Genomic DNA, 24,549 nt, shown 5'->3' on the forward strand with positions numbered 1-24,549 from the left:
CTCAATCTGTGCGACCCTTTCCAACTAAGCACTTGGGTGATAGCGTCACTCAAGTGCTGCGTCGCCCTCTGTAGTCTAATGCTGTGAGGCATAAATATGAGCGATTCAGAACAAGGCCTAGGTGCAAGCACCAGTGACTGGCCCAAGGCGCTGTTTTATACGGCACTTATTTTCTCGACTTTCCAAATCATTACCGCCGCATTTCACCCCGTATCGACCCAAGTGCTGCGGGCAACCCACGTTGGCTTTTTACTTTTAGTCGTTTTTTTAAGTTATCCCGCCGTGGGTAAAGCTCGCCCTTGGCAACCCTTAGCTTGGCTGCTTGGCCTTGCGGGCATGGCAACGGCCGCCTATCAATGGATTTTTGAGGCCGACCTGATCCAACGTTCCGGTGAGCTTACAGATGCCGATATGGTGATTGGCGTAGTGTTGATTGTCTTAGTGTTTGAAGCCGCGCGGCGAGTGATGGGCTGGGCACTGCCAATTATCTGCTGTATTTTCTTGGCCTATGGCTTATTCGGCCAATATCTCCCCGGTGACTTAATGCACCGCGGATATGGCGTTGACCAAATTATCAACCAGTTATCCTTTGGTACCGAGGGGCTTTATGGCACACCAACCTATGTGTCGGCCACCTATATCTTCCTGTTTATCTTGTTTGGTGCCTTTTTAGAACAAGCAGGCATGATCCGTTTGTTTACCGATTTTGCGATGGGCTTATTCGGCCATAAGCTCGGCGGCCCTGCGAAAGTGGCCGTGGTCTCCTCGGCGATGATGGGCACAATCACAGGTTCTGGTGTCGCCAACGTGGTGACCACAGGGCAATTTACCATCCCCTTGATGAAACGCTTTGGCTATCGCTCCGCCTTTGCCGGCGGTGTGGAGGCCACCTCCAGTATGGGCAGCCAAATCATGCCGCCCATTATGGGCGCTGTGGCATTTATCATGGCCGAAACCATTAACGTGCCGTTTATTGAAATCGCCAAAGCAGCCTTGCTACCAGCGTTACTGTATTTTTGCTCCGTTTTTTGGATGGTGCATTTAGAAGCTAAACGCGCCAATCTTTGTGGCTTACCTAAAGATCAATGTCCCGATCCTTGGGCGGCGGTTAAAGAGCGCTGGTATCTGCTTATTCCATTGTTTATTTTGGTTTACTTGCTGTTTTCCGGTAGAACACCGCTGTTCTCTGGCATGGTAGGTTTAGCCCTGACTTCGATTGTGATATTAGGTTCAGCCATTGTTCTACGCCTGCCTTCTAATGCCTTACGTTTTGCCTTTTGGATTGCCCTTGGGGTACTGTGCGCGGGCTTCTTCCAGATGGGGATTGGCGTGGTATTTGGGGTCATTGCCATACTTGTTGCCATTTGTTGGTTTATCAAAGGTGGTAAAGATACTCTGACCATTTGCTTACATGCATTGGTTGAAGGTGCGCGCCATGCCGTACCTGTTGGGATTGCTTGCGCCTTAGTGGGAGTGATCATCGGTATTGTCTCGCTCACGGGGATTGCCTCTACTTTTGCCAGCTATATTCTCGCTGTGGGGCAGGATAACCTGTTCTTATCCCTAGTATTAACCATGCTCACCTGTCTGGTATTAGGTATGGGAATACCCACCATCCCTAACTACATTATTACCAGCTCGATTGCCGCACCCGCCCTGCTGGACTTAGGTGTACCGCTGATCGTCTCCCATATGTTTGTGTTTTACTTCGGGATTATGGCCGACTTAACACCTCCCGTTGCCTTAGCCTGTTTTGCGGCCGCGCCAATCGCAAAGGAATCGGGGCTTAAGATCAGTCTGTGGGCGATTCGCATCGCTATCGCTGGCTTTGTGATCCCCTTTATGGCGGTTTACGATCCAGCACTCATGCTGCAAAGCGATAGCTGGTTGGCAACGGGTTTTGTAATGTTAAAAGCGACTGTGGGCATTGGTATCTGGGGCGTGATCTTCACCGGTTTCTTACTGCAAAAGCTCTATTGGTGGGAACGTGTTATCGGCTTCCTCGCCGGAGCCAGTTTAATCCTTGCGACACCGCTCAGTGATGAAATCGGTTTTGGACTGGCGCTACTCTTTATCGTGCAGCACAGCCTAAGAGCGCGCAAACTGAAACGTCTTGCGGAGCAGGGGTAAGGTTTTGAGCATATGCAAAGGTAAGGCAATAAGATGCTAGGTCTATGTTTAGGCCTAGCAGGCACACTGTGGGCACAAGTGCCCACAGAGCAATTCACCCTAGCGTGGAACCACAGCATAGAAAAAATCCGCTGGGAAGAAGACTATCGAGTCACTACTCAAGGATTACGCCTCACAGAAGCCAGAGTCAAAGGCACGGGCGCGGGAATGGAAATCCCCGATGACGCAGTGTTTAGCAATGGCAGTTGGCATTATCAACCTAAGCTGCCAACACTGCCCAAGCTAACCTTGGGCCGAACGCCCGAGGCGGGCGACTATGACTTATGTTTTGCCAACAATAAAGGTGAAGCAAGCTGTTATCCACTGGCGCACTGGATTGGCAAACCTGAAAAACGGCAGGCAAAAGTAGAAGTTTGGGGATGCGAGCTGACAGGCATTCCCCAAAATCCGGATTAGTCGCGCGTTAGCACTTCTAGCAATTCAATCTCAAAGGTAAGGTCCGAATTCGGCTTGATATGGGCACCGACTTGGCGCTCGCCGTAGGCTAAATGCGCGGGGACGAATAACTTACGTTTACCGCCAACCTTCATACCCATCAATCCTTGATCCCAGCCTTTAATCACACGGCCAGTACCTATCACGCATTGAAATGCCTGACCACGGTCATAGGAGGAATCGAACTGAGTACCATCCTGCAAAAAACCACGGTATTGAGTGGTGATCAACGCGCCTTTTACGGCCTCTTTTCCTTCGCCGATAACCAGATCGACAACTTCTAATTCAGTCATTTAATTAATCTCTTCGCCGTCACTTACATTCAAGTGATTTATCAAAGCGCCTATTCTAACATCGCCGGCCGAGCTTGTCGGTGCAGCTCATCCATTTTGTGGCGCAGGTTTAGATACGCCTTTACCTCCCTTTAAATTTGCCGCAGCGCCCCCATATCTACAACATGCATTAAGCTAAGGAGCCATTCCATGATTATCGCCTGCCCCCACTGTGACACCTTGAACCGCGTGCCCCAAGAGCGGTTAACTGAGCAGCCGACCTGCGGCAAATGTAAACAGAATCTGTTTGCGGCGGCGCCCATTGAGCTCACGAGCGCCAATTTTATTAATCATGCCCACAAGTCAGAGTTACCCTTGGTGGTCGATTTTTGGGCCAGCTGGTGCGGCCCCTGTAAAAGCTTTGCGCCTACCTTTTCGGCGGCAGCAAAAGCGTGGGAACCACAATTTCGCTTCGGCAAGATTAATACCGAGGAACAGCAGGCACTGGCGGCGCAATTTGGGATCCGCTCTATCCCTACGCTGATGATTTTCAAACAGGGGCATGTTATCGCCCAGCAAGCGGGCGCCTTACCCAAGTCGGCACTCGACCAATGGCTGCAAAGTTATTGTTAAAGTCTTTCGCCCATAAAAATACCCAGCTTTGCTGGGTATTTTATTTGAATGGTTCAGAGGCGATTACACTTCCCAGAAGGTGTGGGCAATAATGCCCAGCACTATCATGCTGAGGAAGTTAACTATCATGCCCACTCGCACCATTTCCGACTGCTTGATATGGCCAGAGCCATAAACAATCGCATTAGGCGGCGTCGCCACTGGCAACATAAAGGCGCAGGAAGCCGCAATACCAATCAGCACGGAGAGCATCACTGGTGATACCCCTAATGCTTCGGCAATCGCCGCAAATACAGGCACTAACAGCGCCGCGCTCGCGGTGTTACTGGCAAACTCGGTCAGCATCACCACAAAGGCGATCACAGCAAACACGAACAGCGACATATGAGTGCTACCAAAAATATCCGTCATCCAATGCGCGAGGAACACGCTGGTACCAGTGCTTTTGAGCACGGCACTCAAGGTTAAACCGCCACCGAAGAGGATCAATACGCCCCAATCTGTGGTCGATTCAATCTTCTTCCAACCCACAAGTCCTAAACCCGCCAACAGCACGACCGCACCGAGTGCAACAACGGTATCAAATTGTGTAATTCCGCCGAGCGCTTTTGCCAGTGGCACACTGAAAATCCAACAACAAACGGTCGCAAGGAAGATAACTAAGGTTAGTTTGCCTTGGAAGGTCAGCTTTTGATCTTCAACCGCCAACTCGCACTTGGCCGATAAATCCGGCTTAAAGTACCAGTAGAGCGCCAAAAGCATCATAGGTAATAACAAAATGACAGTAGGAATACCGAACTTTAGCCAATCGCTAAAACTCAGCCCCACCTGTGCCGCGGCAATCGCATTTGGCGGACTGCCCACTAAAGTACCAATGCCGCCGATGTTCGCGGAATAAGCGATTCCAAGCAGTAAGAATACATAAGTGCTGTGGTACAGCTTGCGATCGAGCTGCTGCAAAATCCCCAGCGCGAGCGGCAACATCATCGCCGTGGTGGCAGTGTTACTGATCCACATAGACAACAGCGCCGTTACTCCAAACAGCATTAAACAAGCAATGCTGAGTTTACCTTTGGAGGCCAGCAGGAGTTTTTGCGCGATCAAAGTATCGATCTTTTGATGGTGCAGCGCCGCGGCAAGAACAAAGCCACCGAAAAACAAATAGATAATCGGATTGGCAAAGTTACTCATGGCTTCTTTGGTTTCAAATACACCAAAGAATACCGCCAAAATAGGCACTAAAATCGCTGTGATACTGATGTGAATCGCTTCGGTTAACCACAAAATAGCGGCGAACACTAAAATAGCCAGACCCGTATTGACCCCTTGGTCGAAGGGTAAACCTAAATACAGCGCGAATAGCAGCAGAATATCCGCGACTAAGATCAGCATTTTTTTCTTTTCAAGCCCTGCATTTGCAGGTGCATTATTGGGTGGAACCGAGCTTGATTGTACTAAAGACATGGTGACGACCTTCATACCATTATTTTTTTAGGCAAATTTAGGGCATAGATCACACGAGTCAAAGCAGTTTATTTTGTTATTTTTCTACTAGACAACCACAAATTCTGTCGACAAAAAGCACAAAAACATCCTTTTAGCGATAAAAATCACCTATTTTTGATCTAAACCGATGAACAAAACTTTCAAACGGATAAATTTATCGCAAAAGCTTGATAAGGCTGTAACTTAATAAATGTTTAAAACTGTGACACGGATCAAACTCTACATTTTAGACAAGTGACAACAGCTTAATTTAAACTTAAAAACCATAGAAATATCATGCTAATAAATGCGGTATATTGAAGTTAATTCCACTATAGTTTGTTTTTCTATCGCTAAAAATGGTCATTCGTACCAATCAGCTTCAAACCAGCAACATTTACACCTCATTATCTCTATGAATAATAAACACAAATATTATTCACCATCTCAGTCAATCTAACTCACTTTACCCTGCACAGGATCCGGCCTAAAGTCGCGCCCGTCATCTCGCCTTCTGTTTATTTTTTACCTGTTTTGGTACCGCCAGTGGAAAATATCGCGTTAACGCCATCGACTCAAAAGCCAGGGCTGTTTGTTCCTGTTGCAGGCTTAAGCCTATTTGCCCTCGCCTCGGGCTATTTGATGAGTTTGATCCCGCTCTCCCTCAGTTACTTTGAGCTCAGCCTCGATCTCGCGCCATGGCTCGCGAGTATTTTCTACCTCGGCTTATTACTGGGCGCACCTTGTATCGCACCAATCGTGACTCGCATCGGCCACAGTAAAGCCTTTATTCTGTTTCTGAATATCTTACTGTGCAGCGTTGTGGTGATGGTTTTGCTGCCACAGAGCAGCGTTTGGTTAGCCGCCCGTTTGGTCGCAGGCCTCGCCGTGGCGGGGATTTTTGTGGTTGTCGAATCTTGGTTGCTAATGGCCGATACCCAAAAACAGCGGGCCAAACGCTTAGGACTTTATATGACCGCCCTCTACGGCGGCACGGCGATAGGACAACTCGCGGTCGATTATTTAGGTACCACGGGCAACCTCCCCTATTTAGTGGTGATAGGTTTACTGGCCGCCGCCAGTTTGCCAGCGTTATTAGTCAAACGGGGTCAGCCGCAGTCGAACGAGCAACACTCGATTGCTCTGTCAGATCTTAAAAACCTAAGTAAACCCGCCGTGGTCGGTTGTTTAGTCTCGGGATTATTACTTGGCCCTATTTATGGCCTATTGCCTGTGTATGTGTCGCAGGACATGGGATTTGCCGAGCAGACGGGGCAATTTATGGCGTTAATCATTATGGGCGGCATGATAGTTCAGCCCTTGGTGAGCTATTTATCTCCACGCTTCCAGAAGAGTGCCTTAATGGCCGCCTTCTGCTTAATTGGCGCGGCAGCACTCTTTTTACTGACGCAAAAGTCACTTGTTGGACTCTGGTTAGGTTTTGTGTTGCTGGGCGCCTGCGCTTTTGCCCTCTACCCCATCGCCATCAGCCTAGCCTGCGATCATCTGCCCAGCAGCCAAATAGTCTCTGCAACCCAGGTTATGTTGCTCAGTTATTCCGTGGGTTCGGTTATCGGCCCTGTCGCCGCCAGTCGCTTTAATCATATCGAACATGGCTTGCTACTCTACTTAGCCGCAAGCTTTGTGCTGACTTTTGGTTATCTTGGTGCACACTTACTGCTACGGAGCAAACCACGCTTACCGACAGCAAAAGCATAGTGCTGGTTGACCGAGTGAAAAAAAATGGGCGCCGATAAGAGCGCCCATTTTGTTAGGAAGTTTGTTGCGTTAACGCTGCTACAGGCGCTGCACTGGGGATAGCCCAGACACTGTCCTGCGGGCCGTTGAACACCCGCTGACGCGTGAGTCGATATCCATAATAGAACACACAGCTAAAGCCGAGTGCCACCAAGTCGACTCCAAGCGTTGCCGCAGAATGGGGCGCCCATAAACCTAAACTCGGCACTAACAGCCCAATCACAGAAGTAATAGGCATGGCAAAAGTAACCAAGGCGCACAGGGGTAAAATCAGCAGTGCAGCCCGAGCTGCGCCGCGCCAGAAGGCGTAGGCCACTAAAACGGTAAACACCAGATAATACAGCCACAGGTAAATGTGATTAATATTACTCACATGGGCGTATAACCACTTGCCCAGCAGCATACTCACCGCCAGGGCGGCAACCGAACCTAAGCAAATCCCTACTGTGGCGCTCGCCATTAAACGGCAGGCACGGGTTTGTTCAGTCGCTTGTTTTTTACGGCGCTTTTCCAGCCACAGCAAATTACCACTATAAAATAAAAAGGCGCCGCTCAAACCTAAGAAGAAATACACCCAGCGCCCAAGATCGCCCCCGTAACTGCCAAAGTGCAACCCAAAGAATACCGCGACCGTTCTGCCCCAAATCCCCTTGTCACTTTGGTCAATAGTGCTATTGGATACCTTAAGGCTGTAGGGATGCAGATATAAGTAATCAGTGACAGGCCCGCGCATAAAACCATTGGGGTTATATAAGCCTAGGCGCAAGGTCGCACGGGGATTATCCAAGTTCATAAAGGTCATTTCATGCACTTGATACTCGGGCGCCAACTCCTGCACTTTAGCCAGTACCGTTGTGATCTGAGGTAAATCGGCGAGTGTATAAGGCGTTCTGTCGGGCGCTGGCTGGGCAAACAATGGCTTTTCACCATAAACCACCTGTTTAAGCCCATCATAAAGCTGGTCATGGAAGGCGAACACAATCACGGTCAGGCTGATCACTATATGAAATGGCAAACTAGTAATGCCGACTAAGTTGTGGGCATCGAGCCAGAAACGGCTCTCGCCCTTATCTTTACGCAGGGCAAAAAAGCTTTTGGTTAAAGTGGGCAATAAAAAAATCACCCCAGAAACAAGTGCTAAGAAGTATAGAAAGGCTGCAACACCCAGCACATAGACACCCGCTTGATCGTGGCCGACCTCACCGGCAATCCCCGCAGTACGGTGTAATTGGTCAATCAGCTCAGCCAACTCGCTTGGCGTACTGAGTTGGGTGACTAATTGCCCCTGCTCGTCGAGGCTAGCATGCCAAAGCTGATTACTCATGCTGAGTTCACGCTCAGAGCCCTGCTGATACCAAGTCATCGGCGACTGATGCTCATCATTCAAATGCAAACTAAAGCCGTTTTTCGCTTTACCATCCTGCGCTAACGCCTGCGACACTAACTCATCGAGCCTATCGCTTGAGACTTGCGGTAAAGTCACAGAGGGCGGCATTGACCAAGCGTCAATCGCCCCCTTAAACATAGTGAGCGAACCAGCATAAAAGCCGATAAACAATACGATTCCGGCGATGATCCCAGTCCAAATATGGATTGACTGATACACCCGTAACACATCACTGCGAACTTTCATCCCTTATCACCTAAAGGTATATAAAACTATATAAGTCAAAATATTAAACAGGCCCAAATAGCCGATTGCTCTAAGTCCGGTTTTAAACAGAAAGCTAAAACTTAATATCAGCAACCAAATGGGTGTAATCATCCACATGTTGAATTGCACCTTAGTGTCGGCATCGATTCCACCCGGGCCAAACCAAGCAAATAATCCCACTAGGCCCAAGGCTAAGGTGAAGCCTAAAATCAATCCCGCCAGTGACTTAGTCCACCAGTCTGGCTGTAATTTGTCGTTTTCCGCTAAACGCGCCATGGCTTATTTCCGCCCGATAAGTGAGATAAAAGGCACTAAACCCGAGAGCAGCATCAAAAGAGCTATCCAGATAAAAATTGCCGCGCCTAGGGTAAATAGACTGAGCCAGCCGATAAGGCTAGCGACAGTCATGCCGTAGGCGAGTAAACGCCAAGGCCGCTTAGGAAGGGAGCTTGCCAATAGTTTTTGCTGCTTGTTGGTCAAATAAAATAATAAGCAGGCTACAAGCGTCGACAACAAAAAGACGAGTTTCAACACGGGATCGTATCCTCTCACCACAAAGTGTTAACTGTCATATTCTTGGGCATCTATCACAACGACTCAATAACGCAATGAAAGCCATAGAAAAACTCAGTAAATTTATGGGACTCTATCCATGATGAGAATAATTCGCAATAAGATTTACACTGTAAGCATAGGTTATGGCAGTTCAGTCACAGTTCTACAACTCAGACACCTACTTGTTGCCTGCCGTTAACCATTAATATACATTTTGCAACAACCGTTTCGTCTCGATATAAATAGTCATCAACACGATCCGCGCTTACTCCAAGCCCATCACAATGTCACCAGCAAAGGAAGCTACATGATTAAAAATGAACTCAACCTGCCAAGTTCCTTTGGCCTGTCTAAAATCATTCCTTTAGTGATTTTACTCATCCTATTTATCTCACTCTTTGGCAGTTGGTACACGGTTGACCAAGGTGAACGCGGGGTTATTCTGCGTAACGGTAAAATCATTGGCACCGCCGAGCCAGGGTTAGGTTTTAAAATGCCTCTGTTTGATACAGTCGTAAAAATCTCAACCCAAACCCACACCACCAGCTACAGCTCATTGCAGGCCTATAGCCGCGATCAGCAACCTGCAACACTCAATGCCTCGGTAACCTTTAACGTACCGCCGGATCGTGTCGAAGAGGTCTATGCCAACTTTAAGAGTATCGATGCCATGGTGGCTCGCCTACTCGACCGCCAAGTACCAACGCAAGTTGAGAACATTTTTGGTAAATACACTGCAATTTCGGTTGTGCAGGAGCGGATCAAATTCGGTATCGATGTGACAAATGCCATCACCCAATCTGTGAAAGGGCCAATCGAGATCACCTCTGTACAAATTGAAAACATCGACTTCTCTAACGCCTATGAAAAGTCTGTTGAAGACAGAATGCGCGCCGAGGTTGAAGTACAGACCCAACTGCAAAACCTAGAGAAAGAAAGAGTCAGTGCCCAAATCGCCGTGACTCAAGCGCAGGCGGAAGCCGACTCGCAACTGGCGCGCGCTAAGGCTGAAGCTGAAAGTATCCGCATCAAAGGGGATGCTGAAGCCTCTGCCATTAAGAGCCGCGCCGAGGCGCTGGCACAAAATCAAAACCTTGTCGAACTGACTAAGGCAGAGAAATGGGACGGCAAGCTGCCAACTACCGTCTTACCAACAGGCACCCTGCCGTTTATCGATGCGAAAAAAGGCAACTAACCTTAGGTTTAACCCGACAATAAAAAATCCCAGTGTTAACCCTAACACTGGGATTTTTCGTTATTCGATGACTTAGGGTGAGATAAATTAAGAACAGCAATCGCTGCGGCGTAACCAACTACGAGGGATTTTCTCAAACACCACTTTCGCCATCAACAACGCCAGTACGATACCAGAGGTGGCGACTAACCACTCGGGTAACATTTGGTGCTGCTCGCCAATCTGCGGCATGACCTCAAAACCAAAGGAGGCGACCAGATAATTCACCAAAGCGCCGGCAACTAAGGCCACCCCTAGCACACCGCCAAGATAGCCATAGAGCGCACGCTTACCTAACTCCTTAGTCACTACGCCTAAGGTGGCGATATTAGTCGCAGGGCCTGCCATCATAAACACCAACACAGCGCCGGGTGACACGCCTGCGAGTAACAAGCCCGCCGCAATCGGTGTCGAAGCCGTGGCGCAAATGTACATAGGCACAGACACAAGCACCATCACCAGCATGGCCAGCAATCCATCGCCCCACTTAGCTAAAAAGTCAGCAGGAACATAGGTTTGTACTAATGCTGCGAAGAATAAGCCCACCAGCAGCCAGAGGGTCGTATCGCGCACCAGATCCGTCGCCGCATATTTAAGCCCAAGTCCGATACGCGTAATCACAGACTCTGACTTAAGCTCGGTCGCCATATCCTGCGTAGACGCGCAGCAGCTGTCACCTTGAGGCTTGTCAGCAACCTGCGAGCTTGTGCTGCAGCAGGCGCCTTTCTTCACCACCACGATTTTTTCGGGCGCGGCGGTTTGAGTACCACTACATGAACCCGCGCTTTCACTCTTAACAGGATTCACCTTTGCCACAGCCCCAAACGTTTGACCAGCCATCACACTAGAAGAAGCCGCCATTAAGCTCGGCTTAGCCATCGGCGTCATTTTGATTTTCGACTCAGTTGATGGCGCTTTCGCGTTATCACTACAACAGGAAGACTTAACCGGCGTCATCATGGGCGCCTTGGTAGATGAGCAGCAGCTTTGCACCGCTTCGGCTTTTACCATCGCAGGTTGCGCCGAAGATTTAGAAGCGCAGCATGCAGCAACAGGAGCACTGCTATCTAACGCCTTATCTGATTGAGATAGAGTTTCAGCCTTACCCATAGGTTTGCCATCGTCATCATCACGTCCCACTAAAAGGCCCGCGACAATAGCGCTAGTGATCGCCGCAATCGGCCGCACTATCGCCATAAACGGGCCGAGTAAGACATAGGAAACGGTCACAGAGTCGACCCCAGTCTCAGGGGTTGAAACCAAAAAAGAGGTGGTTGCCGCTTTCGATGCGCCTGAGCGGCGTAGCCCAACGGCGGCAGGGATCACGCCGCAGGAACACAGCGGTAAAGGCGCGCCTAATAATGCCGCTTTAACCACGGTTTTAAAGCCATGTCCGCCGAGCTGTTTTTGCATCCACGCCATAGGCACAAACACTTTAAGTAAGCCCGCCAGAATCAAGCCGAGCAATAGCCAAGGGGCGGAATCTAAAAACAGATCGATAAAATTCTTCAATAACATAATTAATTCCCTGACTTATCTAGGGTTGTGGTGCAATCTGTGGCGCCATGGTCATGCTCAACGCGTACTCTTTCGGTACTCGACTCCAACGCCTCTAAAATCGAGCAATGTTCGGCGCTACGCGGTCCGCCGCAGCAGGCATCCGACAGACTCTGTAAGCTGGTTTGAAAATGCAATAACTCGGCAATTTTAGCTTGCACCTGCGCCAGCTTGAGATCGACCATGCCCTTAACATCGGCACAGGCCCAGTTGGATTTGTCGAGGTCGATAGACAACAACTCACTGATTTCACTCAAGGTAAAACCCACCGCCTTCGCCCGCAGAATAAAACGCAGCCGCGCCGCGTCGGCATCGGTATAGACCCGATAGCCAGAGTCGGTACGGCTCGAAGGCGAAAGCAGGCCGTGTTTCTCATAGAATCTGAGGGTGTCGGCCTTAACCTCGCATAAATCGGCTAACTCACCAATTCGGTACATAGTTAATCCTTTGCAGTTTTACTCGAACCATCTCAAGCAACACTGACAATCAATATGATGAAGCGAGTATAAACCTTAGAGCCTACTCCAAGGTCAAGGGCTATTTTGAAATTTACACCTCGCCCAAAAATCATTCCACTTTGTTCTGATATCAATATTGTGAAATCGCGCAGAAAAAACACCCGTAAATCCAGTTTTACGGTAGAATACGCGCGCCTGACGCTGGGACAAAAAATATAAGTAGGACCAAGGGGCTTTTGGAAAGCAGAATCCGATAGAAGTTGTTCTGTTTTCCGAAAGATCCTTGAAACTAAAATAACTGGACCCTGTACCCAAATGACTGTTGCAAATAATGCCAGACCCATTCGTCGCGCGCTGTTAAGCGTTTCAGATAAAACCGGAATTCTCGAATTCGCCAAAGCATTACACGCCCAAGGCGTTGAACTGCTGTCAACGGGCGGCACCGCTCGCTTGTTAGCGGATAACGGCGTGCCTGTTATCGAAGTATCTGACTATACAGGACACCCTGAGATCATGGATGGTCGCGTTAAGACCCTGCACCCTAAAGTGCATGGTGGCATTTTGGCGCGTCGCGGTCTTGATGAAAATGTCATGGCTGCCAACAACATCAATGCAATCGATCTGGTTGCGGTTAACCTCTACCCCTTTGCCGATACCGTTGCTAAAGCAGGTTGCACCCTAGAAGATGCGATTGAAAACATCGACATCGGTGGCCCGACTATGGTGCGCGCTGCGGCGAAAAACCATAAAGACGTGACTATCGTGGTAAATGCGGCCGACTATAACCGCGTATTAGCCGAAATGGCCGCCAACAATGGCAGCACGACTCACGCGACCCGTTTCGATTTAGCGATTGCCGCCTTCGAACACACTGCCGGTTACGATGGCATGATCGCCAACTACTTCGGCACTATGGTGCCTGCACACAGCACTGACGAGTGCTTCGAAGACTCTAAGTTTCCACGCACCTTCAACACTCAATTAGTGAAGAAACAAGATCTGCGTTACGGTGAAAACAGCCACCAAACTGCGGCCTTCTATGTCGACACTAAAATCGATGAAGCCTCAGTCGCAACAGCAGTTCAACTGCAAGGTAAGGCACTGTCTTACAACAACATCGCCGATACCGATGCCGCCCTTGAGTGCGTAAAAGAGTTCAGCGAGCCAGCCTGCGTTATCGTTAAACACGCTAACCCATGTGGTGTTGCACTGGGTAAAGACTTACTCGATGCCTATAACCGCGCCTACCAAACTGACCCAACTTCAGCCTTCGGCGGCATTATCGCCTTCAACGGCGAGTTAGATGCAGCAACGGCTAGCGCTATCGTTGAGCGCCAATTCGTTGAAGTGATTATTGCACCTGTCGTCAGCCAAGGCGCCCGCGATGTAGTGGCCAAGAAAACCAACGTGCGTCTGTTAGAGTGTGGTCAATGGGATACTAAGACTAAGACCTTAGACTATAAACGCGTGAACGGTGGCCTGCTGGTGCAAGACCGCGACCAAGGCATGGTTGGCTTAGATGACATTAAAGTTGTGACTAAACGTCAACCGACCGAGAGCGAGCTGAAGGACTTAATGTTCTGCTGGAAAGTGGCTAAGTTCGTTAAATCTAACGCGATTGTTTACGCTAAAGACGGCATGACCATCGGTGTTGGCGCAGGCCAAATGAGCCGTGTCTACAGCGCGAAGATAGCGGGTATCAAGGCCGCCGATGAAGGCCTAGAAGTGGTTAACTCTGTGATGGCGTCCGATGCCTTCTTCCCATTCCGCGACGGTATCGATGCCGCAGCGGCGGCGGGCATCAGCTGCATCATCCAGCCAGGTGGCTCAATGCGCGATGCTGAAATCATCGCCGCGGCCGATGAGCACGGCATGGCCATGGTGATGACTGGCATGCGCCACTTCCGTCACTAATGCCGCCTACAGCCAGCACGCCATGTGCTGGCTGTTTCGTTTATCACACTCAGTGAACATAAGTATCTAACCACAAGAATTTAAAACTCAAAGGGATGACTTAACATGAAAGTATTAGTTATTGGTGGCGGCGGCCGCGAACATGCCCTAGCTTGGAAAGCGGCACAATCACCTCAGGTCGAACTGGTTTATGTTGCACCGGGTAACGCGGGCACGGCTCTCGAACCAAAGCTTGAAAACTTAAATATCAGTGCAACTGACATTCCTGCCCTGCTCGATTTTGCTAAAACCAATCAGATCGAACTCACCATCGTTGGCCCGGAAGCGCCGCTGGTATTAGGTGTGGTCGATGCCTTTAACGCTGCGGGTCTACCTATTTTTGGCCCAACCAAAGCGGCTGCACAGTTAGAAGGTTCTAAGGCGTTCACTAAGGACTTTTTAGCGCGCCACAATATTCCTACCGCGGGTTATAAAAACTGTACCGAAATCCAAGACGCTAAAGCCTTCGTGCGTGAACTGACGGGCAAGACGGGTTACCCAGTGGTGATCAAGGCCGACGGTTTAGCCGCAGGTAAAGGCGTGATCATCGCCCAAGATCAAGCCGAAGCGGATGCAGCCATCGAAGATATGCTCGCGGGCAATAAGTTTGGTGATGCCGGTTCTCGCGTGGTTATCGAGGAATTCTTAAAAGGCGAAGAAGCCAGCTTTATCGTTATGGTCGATGGTAAAAATATCCTCGCGATGGCGACCAGCCAAGACCATAAAGCCCGTGATAACGCCGACCACGGCCCAAACACTGGCGGAATGGGTGCTTACTCTCCTGCTCCTGTGGTCACTCAAAGCGTTCATGATTGGACAATCGCTAATGTTATTCGCCCAACGGTGGATGGCATGGCGGCTGAAGGCAATGTATACACTGGCTTCCTGTATGCGGGTCTGATGATTGCACCAGACGGCAGCGCCAAAGTGCTGGAATACAACTGCCGCTTTGGCGATCCAGAAACCCAACCTATTATGATGCGCTTAAAGTCTGATCTGGTTGAGCTGTGTCTAGCCGCAACCCGTGGCGAGCTGGATAAAGTTACTGCCGAGTACGATGCTCGCGCCGCAGTCGGTGTCGTGTTAGCCGCTGGCGGTTACCCAGATGAGTATCGCAAAGGCGATGTGATTGATGGCCTAAGCCTAGGTAATCACGATGCCAAAGTCTTCCACGCGGGTACTGAGATGAAAGACGGCCATGTGGTCACCAACGGTGGCCGCGTGTTATGCGCCACAGCATTAGGTAACACAGTCACCGCAGCACAAAAAGCCGCGTATCAACTGGTTGATGAAATCCACTGGGATGATGTGTACTTCCGTACCGATATTGGCTATCGCGCCATCGCCCGTGAACAACAGTGCTAAAGGTTAAATCATTCAAAAGAACCGGCTACCTGCCGGTTTTTTTATGCCTTAAAATTGACGATCGTCAATTTTAAATTTATGATTTTTATAGTTTTTATTTAAAAAAACTTCTACTGTAGTCCACATTATTCCTATACAATGCTACATAAATGTTAATTATCAATAATGCTAAGGACTCGCTATGGAGATTAGACTCATTTCTGCCGCCATCGCTTTGATACTCACAGGTTGCGGCGGTGGCTCAGAGGATGCTGGCGGTACAACGCCTCCACCAGTCCAACCTCCCTCGGTCAGTCAATATACCGCCAGCACAAGCTCGGTCATTGGCGGAAAGCTCAGTCCCACTAGCCAAAAGGTCGATTCGGGTAAAAGCGCCAGTTTTATTGTTCAAGCCGATAATGGCTTTGTACTAGATAGTATTAGCGGCTGTGGCGGCACGCTAACAGAACTGACTTACACTACGGCGGCGATAAGTGCCGATTGCACTATCACCCCAAGCTTTATCAGCAATGCTGAAAATGCCATTCGCCATCAAGACCATACCCTTGCCAGCGCCAATGAGCTGATTGATTTCAGCACTGCCGAACTTGCGAAGGTGGACGCTGCACGTAAGACGCAAATCACCCAGCTCTATCAAGGTGTAGGTAGCAGCATTAGCTGGCATCCGACCCACGACTCCATTACCTTTTCGAGCTTTATGCCGGAAAACACATTTACCTTACTGCCATCGAATGTGGATGGCAGCGGCGCTAGTGCCGTACGTGGTTTAGTGATGGCGGGCGAACAACAAGGCCAGCGTTATGCCGCCATGGGTGGCAACCTGTTTGCGGTTAATAATTCAGATGAGAGTGATAAGCTACTGAAAAACCTTATCGGATGGCTAACCAAAGGCGGCGATCAGCAGGATGGCCTCAACATAGTCACGGCACAAATGCCGAGCCGTACCGACAGCTGGTATTTCCCCCATAACGAAGGGATCCGCACTTGGCTAAGCAAGTACTATCCCAATACTCACAGCATCAATGCCGCCAATAGCTGTGATTACAGCGCCCTCGCCAGCTGTATCGATACCTTAAAGCCCGATTTAATTGTTATCAGTGATATTGACCGAGATGGCCTAGGGTATGCGGGCATTCAAGCGGCCATCGCTAAAGCCAAAGCCGCAGGAATTCCGCTGCTGGTCTCAAACTACTGGCGTAATCAAAGCCCTATGCTCTCGCCACTCTATCTTGAGATGGGGCTCTCTACCGCTGGTAACTATTGGTCCAAACTCAACGCTGATAATCTGAGTGTGAGCACTATTCTGGCGGAAGATAAAGCACTAACAGATGTAGAAAAACTACTTGCCAACCTGCGGGAACAACGCTTCGATACGCAAGTACTCAATGACTGCGGCGGCAACTATTTAAGCTGTAACAGTAGCGCCTTTGTCGAGGCCTTTAAGGCGGGTGCAGATTGGTATCGTGGCAATGCCGAAACCTTAGATAATAATGGTATAAATGCTTTTAATAGCCCTAATTTCAGCTTGATGAAAGCGGGGTTACTGCTCGCTGACAAGTATCGCAGTGAAATCGATTACCCCATCGCCTACACCGAATCCGCCCAGTGGCAACAAGCCCTATTTGCCGATTGGACTGTCAGCTACGCCCGCGCCCACAACCTCGCCCAACTAGACTTAGGCGAGTATGTCACCGACAGGGCTAATCTGAGCAAGGGCAGCAATGCCCATTACGCCTACCCTGCCACAGTGACGGAACGTAAGACCATCACAGTGCCTTACTCTGGCCAGTGGACAACCACCGGCTGGTACGCCTTACCCGGGCAAACCATCACCCTCAGCCGCTTAGATAACACGAATGCGAATGTCGAAATTAAGCTGAATTATCATAGACGTAATACTAACCGCGCCTATGAGCAAAAGGTTTATCGCGCACCACTAGAGCTCGCTCAGCAACGCCTCAAGCTCGCCAAAGGGCAAAGCATTGAGTTTTCAACCCCCTATGGTGGCCCCATTTACCTCTATATCAGTGGTGGTGAAGGTGCGCTCAGTGTTGATGTACAAGCAAAAAATGTGGCTAAGCACCCCAGTATTATGGATTTTTCCAATCCTGCTGAAATCACGGCCTTTAACGATAAGATCCAAAATACCGAGTTGCCCCATGTGGATCTTCGTACCGATGGCGCCGAGCAGCATTTGCGCCGCGACCGTTTTATGAATGCGATTGGCGGTAAGGTCCCGGATGTCAATGCGTTGCTCAAGAGCATTGTCGAAGATCATATCAACAGTGTGTATACCCTCGCTGGGCTGAAAATCCAAGGTAAGAGCTTAAGTGAGTCTTTACCTGCGGATGTGCTTGCGAGCTGTCAAGCACTGTTTGGCACCGATTGCACCGATGCCAGTTTGCATACCCGCAGCATCATCCAACACGCTAACTATGATCAAAACGCCCACTGCGGCTCGGGTTGTAGCGGTAATCCATGGGATGCGGCTTGGAATATTTCACCCACGGGTTGGGGAGATAACCACGAGCTCGGCCACAATCTGCAAACTAACCGTCTAAACGTGCAATATGCCACTGCCGCCAATAGCGACAATTGGACTGGCTATGGCAGCCGCGCGGGGGAAAACTCCAACAATATCTTCCCCTATGTGGTGCTATGGAAGACCCATTATTTGCGTGATGGTAATACCAACACCATCAATGATGGCCATATGAATCACAAAGATCTCTTCTATGTGTTTATGTCCGATACTGTGGGCACCACGGATACCAGTGGCAAACGCGTGGTCTTCGGCGCCAACTGCAAAGTGCTCGATGCAGGTGAAGACAGATACACAGCCCCTTGGGCCAGCAATGCCTACGCGGTACACAACGGCTATCGCATGGCGTTTTACATCCAAATGGCACTCAAGGCCCATGGCATGACCTTGAGTGACGGCACCACCTTAGCTAATGGTTTTAATATCTTCACCTTGCTGTACCAGCACAGCCGTATTTTCGGTAAATACGCTAATAACGCCAGCGACTGGGAGGCTAACCGTAGCAAACTGGGCTTTGAACTATTCCCATACGAGGGCCATAGCATTTACGGTGGCAAAACGGTGAGAGATATTCCAGGCAATGACTTTATGCTGGTATCACTGAGTAAACTCACAGGCAAAGATTGGCGCAGCCATTTTGATATATTGGGTCTACGTTACTCTAGCCTCGCCGCGGCGCAGGTGACGGCAAACGCCAGCCAAGGTATGGTGCCTATGGGCATGTATGAGCTCGAAACCGATTTACCACCAGCCAACATGAGCCAAGGTTTAAACTTTATCCCGCTGTCACTTAGCGATGGCAGCACATTGTGGAAGGGCACAGGCTCACCTAGCCAATGTGCTAAACCTTAAAACTATAGAGGCTAAGGCATTAGTCTTTAAGAGACTGAAAATTAAGTATAATAAAAATAAACCTCGCCCATGCGAGGTTTATTTTTACCTTAAATCGTGACCTGAATCACAAAAGCTACCAAGTGGATAGCGCACTATTTAACCTCAATAATAAATCAGGGGTTTCTATGGGTTATTCAATCAAAGATATTATTTATCAAGGCGAAAAGTCTGGCGTGCACAATTGGCAAACCCTATCGGGACAGGATTTTTACTGGCATCCAGATTGGTTACACATTGCCGAGGATCTGACTGGCCATAAGGCAACGGCTCACATCCAAGCTGATGGTGATAAAGCAACTCAAACTGAAGCAGAACAAGCCATTGTGAAACATCTTAACAGCGGAAAATAACGCTCAATGTCCTGAAGCTATCGCCTTGCGGGCAATTTTATCGATTAAACCCGGCGTAATTAGCTTTAGCCAGCGCCCGAGTCGGCCACGTAGCGAAGTAATAAGCAGCCGTCCTCGGGTCGCTATCACCGGAAGCATCATGTTGGCGCATTGCTCGGCGGTGATAATTTTAGCTTCCTGCATTGGGGATTTACCAAGGGGCTTACCCTCACCATCGAGGGCTCGCTTATGAATTTGCGAGACAACAAAGTCAGGACAAATCACAGTCACGGCGACATTATCATCCGCCAGCTCAATCCGCAGTGAATCAAAAAAGCCAATAACAGCATGTTTAGAGGCGGCATAGCCACTACGAGTCGGCACCCCTGTTAACCCAGCAACCGACGCGACTACCACAACCTGACCTTGGCTCGACTTTAAATAGGGTAAGGCGGCGTGAGTTAAATACGCTGGGCCTAAATAGTTGACGCGCATGATATCTTCGAGCACAGACAATTGATTGAGCTCGTCGAAACGTGACCACATGGTCATACCCGCGTTATTTACGAGAATATCGAGGCGACCATAGTGCTCAATCGTCGCCTGAATTAAGGCTTCGCATTGGGAGGCGCTACTGACATCGGCGGCAAACACAAAGGGAGTCGGGCCATAGTTTGCAATTTCGAGGGCAAGGGACGCTAAACGTGTTTCATTTCGAGCGCTGAGCACCAGTTGGCAGCCGACCCGCGCCATAGCAACGGCTAGGGCGCGGCCAATACCTTCTGAAGCACCCGTAATAATGACTACTTTCCCCGTCAGTCCATCCATAACGATTCCCTTGTTACCAATATGTTAATTGTGCTCCGAGGTAAATTGGCATAATCATCTTAAAAGCGCAATCCCCTAGGCGCGTTGTGCCACTTGCATATCAAACTGCTGGCAATAACTGGCTAAAGGTTGCGGTCGTCCTATCGCATAACCTTGGGCATAGTTAATACCAATCACTTGTAATCTATCGATAATCTCTTGGTTTTCGACAAATTCGGCAACCGTTTCAATCCCCATCACTCGGCAAACGTCTTGAATAGATTTAACGATGGCATAATCCTTGGCGTTGACCGCGAGATTCTTCACGAAGCAGCCATCAATTTTGACATAATCCACCGGCAGTTCACGCAGATAACCGTAGGACGCAAAGCCACTGCCAAAATCATCCAAAGCAAAGGAAAATCCGAGTTTACGCAATTGCCTTAACATTTCCATGCCGCGCTGACGGTTTTGAATCGCCGTCGTTTCAGTAATTTCAAAGCAAACACATTGGCTCGGGATATCAAAAATATGTTGCTGCTGGGCAATATATTCCACCATGCCTTCGGCGCCGAGACTATTGCCCGAAAGGTTGATTGAAATACAGTGATCCGGCCACAGCTGTGGATTTAACGACAACCATAAAAAGGCTTTACGTATCACCTCTTTATCGATTTCAGGCATCAACTTAAAGCGCTCCGCCGCCGCAATAAACTGCGCTGGCGCTAAAATACGGCCACAGGGCTCTTGGATCCTAAGCAAAATTTCCATCCGTTGCCGCTTCGAACTCGCCCCTAAGCCCCGAATCGGTTGGTAGTAAAGTAAGAGTTCGTTTTCCTCAATCGCTTGCGCGATACGCACCGCCCATTTGGGCGCGTTGCGCTGATAGGTCAGCTCTTTATCCCTATCGTCGTAAAGATGGATTTGGTTTGTTCCCTTAGCCTTAGCGGCAATACAGGCGATATCCGCATCCTTTAATAGCTCCTGCGCATTGATATAAGGCGCTCGCCCAAAGGCGACCCCTATGCTCAACCCCACTTTATAGTGACAATTTTTATCGTGTAGTACTTGCAGCGATACCAGAGCACTTATCTGCTTTAGCAGCTGCACCACAGCTAATGCGGAGCGATCGCAAATCACTAAGCCAAACTCGTCGCCACCTAAGCGCGCTAGTAGCTCTTCAGGCCCAAGACATGACTGAATCGCCCTTGCAACCATGGCCAACATGCGATCTCCCGCTGCATGACCACAGCTATCGTTGATCAACTTAAACTGCTCTAAATCCAGATAACATAAAGCGATTGTCTTAGCTCGACTGGCGAACTGCGGCAACTGCTCTTCAAACGCCTGACGATTTAACAGTCCGGTAATGCCATCAAAATTCGCACGTTGTTGCAGCTGGCGCTTAAGCACTTCTTCTTCAGTAATATCCCGCAGTACCACGACAGTACCTACGATCTCTTTATCATGATTCAACACATTGCTGATGCTACGCTCAATGATCCGCGGTGTAGCCGTTAGTAGTTTGATTTTAGCGACTTGAGGTGTGGTTTCACCAAGGCGAATACAGTGAAAAACGGCTTGATTTAATTGCTCTCCCGCCTTCAACAAAGAGGCGAGACTCTCACCAACAGCATCACTACTTGCAACATCTAGTAAAGACTCTGCCTTGGGATTCATATAAATCACTTTGGCATCGACATCGGTCAGGATCACCGCCTCAGCAATTGACTCAAGGGTAATTTTGCCGCGCTCTTTTTGCTGATAAATGCGTGCGAGCAAACTATTGACTCGATTTGCCAGCACAGATAACTCCTCATTGCCCTCGCTGGTAACAGGCCGATAGACACTTGCCATAGGATCAACAAGTGCCAACTGCTGCATCAAGCTTTTAAAGGGCTGTAACAGGCACGCACGCAACCAAACATAGCCTAAGGCAACAATCACTATCCCCAACAAAATCACCGCAAGTGACACCCAGTCGAGGCTAAGTTTTACATCACGGAAAGGATCATCAGAAAAATCAACTTGAAGATAAATCGGTTGTTGACCAATCAAACTCGGCAGCGCAACCGAACTTGAGTGTGAGGTACTATTGGTTGTTTCAGCATTAGACATACTGACCCGATCCACGAGGGAGGTTTGAGCATATTCGAGCAGATCACGCTCGGTAAGTTGTCGTACTAACAACACATACTCGCCTGGATGTGATGCGACAGCCGTTACCACATATCCTTTATCGCCAATTAAATAGGCGCTTGCAAACTCTGGCTTAGCCTGTGTTGTTATCGCCTTAGCGATTTCCTGCCGATTAGCTTCTGCAATGGGTTGCTCGTTTTGAAAAACATTTTGCAAATGCCCATCTCGCAGAATAAACCAGCTTAAATTGCCAGACATTGAACTTTCAAGCCACGAGGATTCGAGAGATTTTAACTGCTCGCTATCGAGATGGGATAATGGTGAGGCGTAGATATTTGTGAGAAAACCTAGACGATCAACATCGATTCGAAACTGCTGCTGGATATTCGCCAGCTCACGCTGCACATTATCTTGACGTAATAATTCGACCCTATGGTCAAACCAAACACCGAGGCAATAGGAGACAAGCACAACCGCGGGCAGACAAAACCCCGCAATAAAAACCAATATTTTGTTGCCTATGCGCATCTTATACCACGGCTTACGTAATTAAATTATCAAATGGCTTTATGTAATCCCTTATAGCGCCATGCAACATATCTCATTTGCAAATAGTATTAAATATCACTTTGCTTTATCCGTTGCTAAAGTAAGCAATAGCATGCATTTATTTGTTTAAAACACCTTTGATTTAGCGCAGCTATTCGATAAAAAAGTTTTAAAAAGTTAGATGTTAATCAATATCCTATGCTTTAAACCTGCTGGTGAATGTCTTGTTATTCCACATATGCTGATTAGCCTTTGCGATATAAGGCTGTGTGACCTTGACCTTAATCAATGACGATCAGCTAAGGAGACACTGCAATAAAAAACGGACCCTAAGGTCCGTTTCTGCTTCAATATCGATTACTTATGGTACTGCTTAGATTGAGCATGAACCGCCTTGATAAAGGCACCTGCATGCTCTGGGTCAACGTGCTGATGGATACCATGGCCTAAGTTAAACACATGGCCAGAGCCTTCACCGTATCCCGCCAGAATTTGGCTCACTTCTTCTTCAATGCGCGGAATTGGCGCGTACAGCATAGAAGGATCCATATTACCTTGTAGTGCCACTTTATGGCCTACACGGCGACGGGCGTCGGCAATATCGACTGTCCAGTCTAAACCTAAAGCGTCACAACCCGTTTCAGCCATAGCTTCTAACCATAAACCACCCCCCTTGGTGAATAAGGTCACAGGCACTTGGCGACCATCGGCAAAACGAGTCAAACCATCAACAATCTTCTGCATATAACGCAGTGAGAATTCACGGTAAGCCGTGTGCGATAATGCACCACCCCATGAGTCGAAGATCATCAGTGATTGAGCGCCGTTAGCAACCTGCGCATTCAGGTATAAAGTCACTGAATCCGCTAATTTGTCGAGTAGCATATGCAGTGCTGCTGGCTCTGCGTAGGCCATCTTCTTAATTTTTTCGAAGGTTTTGCTTGAGCCACCTTCAACCATGTAAGTCGCAAGTGTCCAAGGCGAGCCAGAGAAACCAATCAATGGCACCTGGCCGTTTAATTCGCGGCGAATGGTGCTAACCGCTTTCATCACATAACCCAGCTCATCTTCTGGATCGGGAACCGCTAATTTTTTGATGGCATCGATAGTGTCTGTTGGGCGTTCAAAACGTGGGCCTTCGCCCGCCTCAAAATACAGACCTAACCCCATGGCATCGGGAACAGTCAGAATATCGGAAAACAGAATCGCCGCATCCAGCTCGTAACGACGCAGTGGCTGTAGCGTCACTTCACAGGCCAATTCATGGTTTTTGCATAAAGACATGAAGTCACCCGCTTGAGCGCGAGTCGCTTTGTATTCAGGAAGATAACGGCCAGCTTGACGCATCATCCATACCGGAGTCATATCAACAGGCTGTTTTAGTAGGGCGCGTAAATAACGATCATTCTTTAATTCTGCCATTTGGCTTGATTCCTAGACTTATTGAGATCCGCTGGGGCGGTAGTTTAGCATTTACGCGAATAATGTAACCAATATGAGCTAATTAATGTGAGCTAATCCCCATCATTGCTGTCCATTTAAGCACTTATCCTTAAAATGCTACCCAGATAACATACTGTTTACTAATCAAACTCGAAGTCACACTAAGACAGAAAAAAGTTGCGCTGGTTTCCTGCCTTTGGTATAAAAAGTTTGCGCTAGCAAGAACAATCAAGAAGCTCGTCGCATCGAGCCTGCCATATACATTACTCGCCCAACGATAGGTTTCTATCGTTGGGC

At 48.8% G+C, this 24,549-nt stretch carries 19 protein-coding genes; 9 read left to right on the forward strand and 10 right to left on the reverse strand.

Annotated elements, in window-relative coordinates; all coding sequences use genetic code 11:
• Positions 1-96 precede the first annotated feature (96 nt).
• Positions 97-2,130 (forward strand): TRAP transporter permease, encoded by a 2,034-nt coding sequence (locus SHD_RS20640; protein ID WP_023268911.1) that lies wholly within the window; start codon positions 97-99, stop codon positions 2,128-2,130.
• Between the two features lie 33 nt (positions 2,131-2,163).
• Entirely contained in the window at positions 2,164-2,586 is a 423-nt protein-coding gene (locus SHD_RS20645) for a DUF1850 domain-containing protein (protein WP_023268912.1), read from the forward strand.
• On the opposite strand, the gene SHD_RS20650 is transcribed toward SHD_RS20645, so the two are convergent.
• Positions 2,583-2,918, reverse strand: a complete 336-nt coding sequence (locus SHD_RS20650) for an FKBP-type peptidyl-prolyl cis-trans isomerase (RefSeq protein WP_023268913.1) — start codon at positions 2,916-2,918, stop codon at positions 2,583-2,585. The two genes, SHD_RS20645 and SHD_RS20650, sit on opposite strands and share 4 nt — an antisense overlap.
• A gap of 189 nt (positions 2,919-3,107) precedes the next feature.
• Here SHD_RS20650 and trxC point away from each other — a divergent pair, with 189 nt between their 5' ends.
• The gene (gene trxC, locus SHD_RS20655) at positions 3,108-3,530 is read left to right on the forward strand and encodes a thioredoxin TrxC (protein ID WP_023268914.1); all 423 of its coding nucleotides are present in this window, start codon (positions 3,108-3,110) and stop codon (positions 3,528-3,530) included.
• 63 nt (positions 3,531-3,593) lie between these two features.
• On the opposite strand, the gene SHD_RS20660 is transcribed toward trxC, so the two are convergent.
• Positions 3,594-4,994: a DASS family sodium-coupled anion symporter gene (locus SHD_RS20660; protein WP_039978854.1), complete on the reverse strand. Its 1,401-nt coding sequence runs from the start codon at positions 4,992-4,994 to the stop codon at positions 3,594-3,596.
• Positions 4,995-5,561: 567 nt separating this feature from the next.
• Here SHD_RS20660 and SHD_RS20665 point away from each other — a divergent pair.
• Positions 5,562-6,734: an MFS transporter gene (locus SHD_RS20665; protein WP_023268916.1), complete on the forward strand. Its 1,173-nt coding sequence runs from the start codon at positions 5,562-5,564 to the stop codon at positions 6,732-6,734.
• A 52-nt stretch (positions 6,735-6,786) separates the two neighbouring features.
• Here SHD_RS20665 and SHD_RS20670 read toward each other — a convergent pair whose 3' ends face one another.
• Genes SHD_RS20670 through SHD_RS20680 form a run of 3 tightly spaced genes read right to left on the reverse strand, consistent with a single transcriptional unit; the run spans position 6,787 to position 8,961 of the window.
• Complete coding sequence (locus tag SHD_RS20670; protein ID WP_023268917.1) at positions 6,787-8,406, reverse strand: PepSY-associated TM helix domain-containing protein; 1,620 nt, start codon at positions 8,404-8,406, stop codon at positions 6,787-6,789.
• 6 nt (positions 8,407-8,412) lie between these two features.
• Positions 8,413-8,703, reverse strand: coding sequence for a hypothetical protein (locus tag SHD_RS20675; RefSeq protein WP_023268918.1), 291 nt, complete (start codon positions 8,701-8,703; stop codon positions 8,413-8,415).
• Positions 8,704-8,706: 3 nt separating this feature from the next.
• Positions 8,707-8,961, reverse strand: a complete 255-nt coding sequence (locus SHD_RS20680; protein WP_023268919.1) for a hypothetical protein — start codon at positions 8,959-8,961, stop codon at positions 8,707-8,709.
• 328 nt (positions 8,962-9,289) lie between these two features.
• Between SHD_RS20680 and SHD_RS20685 the strand changes: the two genes are divergently transcribed.
• Entirely contained in the window at positions 9,290-10,177 is an 888-nt protein-coding gene (locus tag SHD_RS20685; protein WP_039978856.1) for a prohibitin family protein, read from the forward strand.
• A gap of 87 nt (positions 10,178-10,264) precedes the next feature.
• Here the strand turns inward: SHD_RS20685 and SHD_RS20690 are convergent, their stop codons facing one another.
• Positions 10,265-11,734, reverse strand: a complete 1,470-nt coding sequence (locus SHD_RS20690; protein WP_023268921.1) for a permease — start codon at positions 11,732-11,734, stop codon at positions 10,265-10,267.
• 2 nt (positions 11,735-11,736) lie between these two features.
• On the reverse strand, positions 11,737-12,210 hold the full coding sequence (zntR, locus tag SHD_RS20695) for a Zn(2+)-responsive transcriptional regulator (protein ID WP_023268922.1): 474 nt from the start codon (positions 12,208-12,210) through the stop codon (positions 11,737-11,739).
• Between the two features lie 336 nt (positions 12,211-12,546).
• On the opposite strand from zntR, the gene purH reads away from it, so the two are divergent.
• The 4 genes from purH (at position 12,547) to SHD_RS20715 (ending at position 19,335) form a co-directional block, all read left to right on the forward strand.
• Complete coding sequence (gene purH, locus SHD_RS20700; RefSeq protein WP_023268923.1) at positions 12,547-14,145, forward strand: bifunctional phosphoribosylaminoimidazolecarboxamide formyltransferase/IMP cyclohydrolase; 1,599 nt, start codon at positions 12,547-12,549, stop codon at positions 14,143-14,145.
• 105 nt (positions 14,146-14,250) lie between these two features.
• The gene (gene purD / locus SHD_RS20705; RefSeq protein ID WP_023268924.1) at positions 14,251-15,549 is read left to right on the forward strand and encodes a phosphoribosylamine--glycine ligase; all 1,299 of its coding nucleotides are present in this window, start codon (positions 14,251-14,253) and stop codon (positions 15,547-15,549) included.
• 181 nt (positions 15,550-15,730) lie between these two features.
• Positions 15,731-18,943 carry an ImpA family metalloprotease gene (locus SHD_RS20710; RefSeq protein ID WP_023268925.1) on the forward strand — a complete coding sequence of 1,071 codons (3,213 nt, stop codon included), beginning with the start codon at positions 15,731-15,733 and terminating at the stop codon, positions 18,941-18,943.
• 167 nt (positions 18,944-19,110) lie between these two features.
• Positions 19,111-19,335, forward strand: coding sequence for a hypothetical protein (locus SHD_RS20715; RefSeq protein ID WP_039978858.1), 225 nt, complete (start codon positions 19,111-19,113; stop codon positions 19,333-19,335).
• A gap of 3 nt (positions 19,336-19,338) precedes the next feature.
• Here the strand turns inward: SHD_RS20715 and SHD_RS20720 are convergent, their stop codons facing one another.
• The 3 genes from SHD_RS20720 to hemE form a co-directional block, all read right to left on the reverse strand.
• Positions 19,339-20,142, reverse strand: coding sequence for an SDR family oxidoreductase (locus tag SHD_RS20720; RefSeq protein WP_023268927.1), 804 nt, complete (start codon positions 20,140-20,142; stop codon positions 19,339-19,341).
• Between the two features lie 75 nt (positions 20,143-20,217).
• Positions 20,218-22,788, reverse strand: a complete 2,571-nt coding sequence (locus SHD_RS20725) for a putative bifunctional diguanylate cyclase/phosphodiesterase (protein ID WP_023268928.1) — start codon at positions 22,786-22,788, stop codon at positions 20,218-20,220.
• Positions 22,789-23,166: 378 nt separating this feature from the next.
• Complete coding sequence (gene hemE / locus SHD_RS20730) at positions 23,167-24,231, reverse strand: uroporphyrinogen decarboxylase (protein WP_023268929.1); 1,065 nt, start codon at positions 24,229-24,231, stop codon at positions 23,167-23,169.
• Positions 24,232-24,549: the final 318 nt, after the last annotated feature.

It is taken from the genome of Shewanella decolorationis S12, from assembly GCF_000485795.1.
Taxonomy (GTDB): Bacteria; Pseudomonadota; Gammaproteobacteria; order Enterobacterales; family Shewanellaceae; genus Shewanella; species Shewanella decolorationis.